The organism is Ruegeria sp. BF6 (assembly GCF_056538665.1).
Genome location: NZ_JBQFTN010000022.1, coordinates 47,350 through 53,349 on the forward strand (window position 1 = coordinate 47,350; position 6,000 = coordinate 53,349).

Below are 6,000 nucleotides of genomic sequence, written 5' to 3' on the forward strand. Positions count from 1 at the left end.
AACCTGATCGGTGAGCGGTTTACGCGCTCAGCGACTTGCGGCCACGTGCGCGGCGCGCGTTCAGGATTTTGCGGCCGGCCTTGGTGGCCATGCGCGCGCGGAAACCGTGGCGGCGTTTGCGAACCAGGTTCGAAGGCTGATAGGTGCGTTTCATCGCTCCGTCTCCAATCTATAGCGGTGGGGTGCGGCGCGGATTCGCCTGGCCCTAGTGTTCGAAGCCCGTCCTCTACTGGGAAGCGGGGGGTAAGTCAAACCCCTAGGTGTGAGTTTTGACGCCTTTTGCAACAATTCTGTAACCGGGTCGGGCAAAAGGTTTCAAAATCGTGGTTTTAGACCCCAAACACTCACATTCCCTGCCGTAAACATCAAGGCCGCGTGAAGTCCCTGTTGCGCGGGCCTTGGGCGGCGCATGTTGGGGACAGAATGAAACGAACAAAACCGGACAGCCTCATGAGCGATACAACTCAGGCACCGCGCAGCGGGCTTGCGCGCCATATCCCGTTGCTGGTGATTCTCACTGTTGCCGCGGTGGGGTTCTTCACCTTGGGCGACTACCTTACTTTCGAGACACTGCGCGACAATCGCGAGGCACTGCTGGCGTTGCGCGACTCGCACTATTGGGTGATGGCAGCCGTATTCATCACGGTTTATATCGTGATTGTGGCCTTTTCGCTGCCGGGGGCCGCTGTTGCCTCGATGACCGGAGGGTTCCTGTTCGGCCTGTTTGCGGGCACCGTCTTCAACGTCTTTGCCGCCACTATCGGCGCTTCGACCATTTTTCTGGCGGCGCGTTGGGGCCTAGGCAAATCCCTGACCGCACGGTTGGAATCCTCTGAAGGGACGATCAAAAAGCTGAAAGAAGGCCTGCGTGAGAACGAAATCTCGGTCCTGTTTCTGCTGCGCCTTGTGCCGGTAGTGCCGTTCTTTGTGGCCAATCTAGTTCCTGCGTTGGTGGGGGTGAAGTTCCGCAACTTTCTGATTACCACCGCGCTGGGCATCATTCCGGGCGGCATCGTCTACACGTGGATCGGTGTCGGGTTGGGCGGTGTGTTCGACCGGGGCGAGACACCGGATGTCTCGCTGCTGTGGGAGCCCTTCGTCATCGGCCCAATCATCGGCTTGTGTGTGCTGGCTGCTCTGCCGATAGTCATCAAAGTCCTGCGTGGCAAAAAGGGCGCCTGAACTCATGCGAGACCTGAAAACGGATATCCTGGTGATCGGGGCCGGGTCGGGCGGTCTGTCCGTGGCGGCCGGGGCCAGCCAGATGGGGGCGGATGTCATTCTGCTGGAAGGCCACAAGATGGGCGGCGATTGCCTGAACTTCGGCTGCGTTCCCTCCAAGGCGCTGATCGCCAGTGGAAAAGCGGCTTATGGGCAGGCGCATTCCGCCGCGCTGGGCGTGGCGGATGTAGTCCCTCAAGTCGACTACGCCGCCGCCAAGGACCACGTGTATGACGTGATCGCCCAGATCGAGCCGATGGACAGTCAGGAGCGGTTCGAAGGGTTCGGAGTCCGGGTGATCCGGGAATTTGGCAGCTTTGTCTCTCCGACCCAGGTGCAAGCGGGTGAGAACTTGATCACTGCACGACGCGTGGTGATTGCGACGGGCTCGTCGCCTCTGTTTCTACCGATCCCCGGGTTGGATCAGGTGCCGTACTATACCAACGAAACCATCTTCGACCTGCGCGAAAAACCGGAGCATCTGGTGATTATTGGCGGTGGCCCCATCGGCATGGAAATGGCGCAGGCCCATATCCGGTTGGGCAGCGAGGTGACGGTGATCGAGGGCCTGCAGGCGCTGGGCAAAGACGACCCCGAAGCGGCCGAGATTGTGCTGGACACGCTGCGGGCCGAAGGTGTGGCGATTCACGAAAAGGCAATGGTTGCCCAAATTCGCAACAATAAGGGCCTGGTCGAGGTCGTGACCGAGAATGGCGACATCTATACCGGCTCGCATCTGCTGCTGGCGGCCGGACGCAAGGCCAATACCGACCGTTTGAACCTGAAGGCCGCGGGGATCGAACCTACCCGAACCGGGATCAAGGTGGATGAGACGCTGCGGACGACGAACCGGAAGGTCTACGCCATCGGTGACGTTACAGGTGGGATGCAATTTACCCATGTGGCCGGATATCACGCCGGGATTATCATCCGATCGGCCCTGTTTGGACTGCCGTCAAAGGCGAAAACAGCACATATCCCTTGGGCCACCTATACCGATCCCGAACTGGCGCAGATTGGCCTGACCGAGGCGCAGGCGCGCGACCAGCACGGCGACAAACTCGAGATCGTACGCTTTGACTATCACCATAACGACCGCGCCATTTCGGAACGCAAGACGAACGGCTTCATTAAGGTCATGGTCGTAAAAGGCCGCCCAGTCGGGACCACAATCGTTGGGCATCAGGCGGGCGAATTGATCAACTTGTGGTCGCTGGTCTTGGCCAATAACCTGAAGATGGGGCAGATCGCTGCAATGGTTTCGCCTTATCCGACGATCGGAGAGCTTAACAAAAGGGTGGCGGGTGCCTATTTCTCGCCAAGGCTATTTGAGAATCAAATGGTTAAACGGGTGGTCCGGTTCGTCCAGCGCTGGATGCCCTGACCGGAAAAGGAGAGCTTAGTGAACTCGCTGTCGGGCCGATTTCTGATCCTGACGACGGTCTTCGTGATGTTGGCCGAGGTTCTGATCTTTGTGCCCTCGATTGCGCGTTTTCGCGAAGATTTCCTGCTGAACCGGCTTGAGCGCGCCCAGATCGCGTCATTGGCTCTGCTGGCCGATGACATGCTGGCCGATGATCTTGAAGCCGAACTGCTGGCCAATGCCGGGGTCTATAACGTAGTGCTGCGGCGGGATGAGGTACGGCAGTTGATGTTGTCTTCCCCGATTCCCGAGCCGATCACCAGAACCTACGACCTGCGCGATGCGGGGCCTTGGATATTGATTAGAGATGCCGTCACGCGTCTGTTCACGCCGGAAAATGAGGTCATTCGCGTGATCGGTGAGCCTGTCAAAGGGGCGGGGTTGCTGATCGAGGTCACCACAGACACCGAACCCCTGCGCATGGCGATGACGGATTATGGGCTGCGCATCCTGGGCCTGTCATTTGTCATTTCGATCATCACCGCGTTTTTCCTGTTTCTGGCCGTTCGGGTTGTTCTGGTGAAGCCCATCAAGGGAGTTGTGGGCTATATGCAGCGCTATGCGGGTGCACCCGAGGACGCACGGGGAATTATCTCTCCCAATTCCAAAGTGACCGAACTGCGCGAGGCGGAAGAAGCCCTGCAACAGCTGCAGACCGAATTGACGCAGGCTTTGAAGCAACGTGAACGTCTCGCACAGCTGGGCGGAGCTGTGGCCAAGGTCAGCCACGATCTGCGCAACATCCTGACTTCGGCACAGCTTTTCACTGACCGGATCGAGGCCAGTGACGACCCGCTGGTGCGCCGTATGGCCCCGAAGTTGGTGAACTCGATCACCCGGGCCGTGTCCCTGTGCGAGAGTACGCTGGCCTTTGGCCGCGCCGAGGAACCTGCGCCGACCCTGACCGTGGTGCCCCTGCGAGACGTGGCCGAGGATGTAGCCGCCAGCGAAAGACTGGCCGTGGCCAATGCCTGCGTCGAGATCGTCAACGAAGTGCCGGAGGATCTGATCGCCCGCGCAGACCCGGAACAGATGTTCCGCGTGATGATGAACCTTGTGCGCAATGCCCGTCAGGCGTTGGTGGCGTCGGGCAAGCCGGGCAAGATCACGATCGCAGGATGTGTTCACGAGAATGACTGGTGCGTCGAGATTAAGGATAACGGCCCGGGCTTGCCGCCCAAAGCGCGCGAGAATCTTTTCACGCCGTTTCAGGGCGGGGTGCGCAAAGGGGGGTCGGGCCTTGGTCTGGCAATCTCGCAAGAACTGGTGCGCGGACATGGTGGAGACCTTGTTCTGGCCGAGACCGGACCTGAGGGAACAACCTTTGAAATCCGCCTGCCGCAGGGTGACGTGACTTTTTAGAACATTTTTCAAGAATCGACTTGCACGTGCCCGGAGGTAGGTCTACATAGCGCCTCACCAACGCGGACCGATAGCTCAGCTGGATAGAGTACTTGACTACGAATCAAGGGGTCGGGGGTTCGAATCCTCCTCGGTCCGCCACTGGTTTCATGTTGAACGTCACACGAACCTGACCCAACCGTCACAGTTGGACTAGAAACGGGGTGAACGTTCGACATCGGAAGGCGCCCCCAACGTTGGACATCAGTTGAATTTGACCTTTGGGTCATCAACTAACACACCGCCCCCATTTCATGTTCCCGCAGGCAGTTTGATTTGTTCTGACTTCCTCTTTGGAAAATCAGGGCTGATTTGCAGATCAGACAGCGAAGCTGCCTGTTCCTGCTGATCTGCCACGTGGCGAACGCGGGAGGGGGCGAGGCAACGCTATTCGACAGGGGTGGTGCGGCCCGCAGGCACAGCCGAGGACACGGTCCTGTCTAATGGGGTTGCCCGAGGGGGAGGGCCGCGCCCTCACCCTGACGGCCAGAGGCGTTTGGCTTGTCCAAATCCCGCTGGCCAACGAAGGGAATGTAAGGGGAAAGAGGGCCCGCCGCCATTTGCGATTGTACCATTCTGTCAAACTGCAATAAGCAATAGGAGGCGACCAAGCTGCCATTCGCTGCAAATGCGGCAGTTGTGGCTGATGACGGCAGCGATCCGTAGAAAACCGGACATTGCAACGTTTCGTAGATAGCATAGCTGCTAGAAACAGTGACCAATCGACTGTGGGTCAGGCAAGAAACCAATTGCGCTATCGTCCTTATGAAAGCAACATATACTTGGCGGCTTCTTCCGAGCTAACCGTGGATACTTCCGCTAGACCCATTTCAAAAGCGTTTTCATAAGGTCGGCCGTGGGCAAGTCCCTGATAAAATGCGTAAGTGAATTTAGGTGCAGTCAGATCATCAATCGAGTCGGTAGAGCCTACAACAACGTCAACGTGTTTCTTACACGCTTTTGCCACCTGTTCGGTGAAGCAAGCATGGAGAACTATACATTCCAAGTTTCCATATGCAGCGACAATCCTTGCAAGCACTTCACTATCGATTTCAGCGGTTTTTCCATCTTTGTCTTCGAACAACAAGCTGCCCACGTCCCCATGCCCGCTAAAGTGCAGGATTTTGGGTTCGTTGTTCAGTAGCTCCTTCTGAATTTGCTCCAATCGTACCGCAAATTTTTGGACGACACGTAAATCACGCCTCGGGCTTTTGACCATTTCAAGCTGCTCCTCCAAAAGGGCTGCCTCACGGTCTGCCCGAATGCGACCTTGGTCATCTGGTGTCGCGTTAAGCACAAGTACGTTTACTGAGTTTTGCATCCTTACTGCCTCAATCATTTTTTTCATTTCTTCGTCTTCTTGGGCAGTGAACAGCCCAAGTGATGATTGGCTTTCTCGTGAAACTATCTGCCCATAAAGAGGTAAGCCTTCTGCCCCAAGCAGAACACGTTCGCGGAATTCTCCCCCAGTCTCGACCAACTCCAAAGCTTTGTCCCTGTAGCTCGGAGTTTCTTCAGAGTAGCGTGCAAAGTGCTCTGCTAGAACTAACTGAACCCGACGGCTTTCCTCAGTATCGAACCACGATAGTGTTACATCTTGAAGGCCATCGTAAAATGTGGCGGCGACACCTTTTGACAATCCCTCACGCGCATCGACCGACGGCAAATTGCTTCCTTCAATAATCAAAGACTGTCTCTGGGAAAAATCCTGAAGTGATGAAGCTCCCAGTTGGAGAAGTTTCGACTGAACATTCGGCGGCTCACTTTCTAACGTGTCAAACGGAACGCCAAGGTGATCAAGAGTAAGCAGGTTGTTCTCGATCACTGCCCATACGCTGTATTGTCTCACGATTCTATCGTCGTGTGTCTGACGTCAGCGCCAATGGGACAGTTTAGGTCGATTTGATAAGAGAGGGTTTCTGGCTCATCGTAACCGCCAAGGAGTGGAGATGAGA

Annotated in this window: 5 protein-coding genes and 1 tRNA gene; 4 read left to right on the plus strand and 2 right to left on the minus strand. The window is 56.7% G+C overall.

Translation table 11 applies throughout. From position 1 onward, the window contains the following. Nucleotides 1-19: 19 nt before the first annotated feature. Nucleotides 20-154, minus strand: a complete 135-nt coding sequence (gene rpmH, locus ACR0IM_RS22985; RefSeq protein ID WP_005980833.1) for a 50S ribosomal protein L34 — start codon at nucleotides 152-154, stop codon at nucleotides 20-22. Between the two features lie 296 nt (nucleotides 155-450). Here rpmH and ACR0IM_RS22990 point away from each other — a divergent pair, with 296 nt between their 5' ends. The 4 genes from ACR0IM_RS22990 to ACR0IM_RS23005 all read left to right on the plus strand — a co-directional run bounded on the left by ACR0IM_RS22990 (nucleotide 451) and on the right by ACR0IM_RS23005 (nucleotide 4,147). Next, complete coding sequence (locus ACR0IM_RS22990) at nucleotides 451-1,182, plus strand: TVP38/TMEM64 family protein (RefSeq protein ID WP_480595971.1); 732 nt, start codon at nucleotides 451-453, stop codon at nucleotides 1,180-1,182. Between the two features lie 4 nt (nucleotides 1,183-1,186). Then, on the plus strand, nucleotides 1,187-2,605 hold the full coding sequence (locus tag ACR0IM_RS22995) for a dihydrolipoyl dehydrogenase family protein (protein ID WP_480683317.1): 1,419 nt from the start codon (nucleotides 1,187-1,189) through the stop codon (nucleotides 2,603-2,605). An 18-nt stretch (nucleotides 2,606-2,623) separates the two neighbouring features. Then, on the plus strand, nucleotides 2,624-4,006 hold the full coding sequence (locus ACR0IM_RS23000) for an ATP-binding protein (RefSeq protein WP_480683318.1): 1,383 nt from the start codon (nucleotides 2,624-2,626) through the stop codon (nucleotides 4,004-4,006). A 64-nt stretch (nucleotides 4,007-4,070) separates the two neighbouring features. Further along, nucleotides 4,071-4,147: transfer RNA gene (locus ACR0IM_RS23005), tRNA-Arg, on the plus strand. A gap of 661 nt (nucleotides 4,148-4,808) precedes the next feature. Here the strand turns inward: ACR0IM_RS23005 and ACR0IM_RS23010 are convergent. After that, nucleotides 4,809-5,894 carry a CHAT domain-containing protein gene (locus ACR0IM_RS23010; RefSeq protein WP_480683320.1) on the minus strand — a complete coding sequence of 362 codons (1,086 nt, stop codon included), beginning with the start codon at nucleotides 5,892-5,894 and terminating at the stop codon, nucleotides 4,809-4,811. Nucleotides 5,895-6,000 lie beyond the last annotated feature (106 nt).

Bases quoted from the DNA above. Each gene is read 5' to 3' on its own strand.
- rpmH (WP_005980833.1), bottom strand. From the start codon at position 154: ATGAAACGCACCTATCAGCCTTCGAACCTGGTTCGCAAACGCCGCCAC.
- ACR0IM_RS22990 (WP_480595971.1), top strand. From the start codon at position 451: ATGAGCGATACAACTCAGGCACCGCGCAGCGGGCTTGCGCGCCATATC.
- ACR0IM_RS22995 (WP_480683317.1), top strand. From the start codon at position 1,187: ATGCGAGACCTGAAAACGGATATCCTGGTGATCGGGGCCGGGTCGGGC.